The sequence below is a fragment of the Pseudomonas sp. IT-P258 genome, from assembly GCF_949767825.1.
GTDB lineage: Bacteria > Pseudomonadota > Gammaproteobacteria > Pseudomonadales > Pseudomonadaceae > Aquipseudomonas > Aquipseudomonas monachiensis.
In genome coordinates this window covers 1-471 of record NZ_CATKPU010000061.1, presented here as the reverse complement: position 1 = coordinate 471, position 471 = coordinate 1, and the positions used below count along the sequence as shown (strand labels likewise).

Below are 471 nucleotides of genomic sequence, written 5' to 3'. Positions count from 1 at the left end.
CCTGGCGCTGCTCGCGCGGGGCCGGCAATACCGGATCTACCAGCACCGGTCGGTGCCGGAAATCGTCGAGCACATCCTGCGCAGTCGCCACGATTTCAGGGGCCAGGACTTCCTCTTCCACCTGCACCGCGAATACCCCCGGCGCGAGCAGGTGATGCAATACGGCGAAAGCGACCTGGCCTTCATTGCCAGGTTGCTGGCCGAAGTCGGCATCTGGTACCGCTTCACCAGCGACGAACGCCTGAGTATCGACGTCGTCGAATTCCACGACTCCCCGCGCGCCTACCAGTTCGACGTCGAGTTGCCGCTGCGTCCGCTCTCCGGGTTGAGCAGCAGCGGTGAGGACAGCGTCTGGGCCCTGCAGTCGGAACACCAGGTGGTGGAGCAGCACGTGAACATCCGCGCCTACCACCACCGGGACGCCCGCGCGTACCTCGACGGCGACATCGACCAGACGCGCGGCGCCAAGGG

The 471-nt window shown here is 66.2% G+C and carries 1 protein-coding gene; it reads left to right on the top strand.

Annotated features, from left to right (window positions below; genetic code table 11):
* Positions 1–471 (top strand): contractile injection system protein, VgrG/Pvc8 family (locus tag ACM6G4_RS20675; RefSeq protein ID WP_414914504.1); only part of this gene is annotated, 471 nt, incomplete at both ends.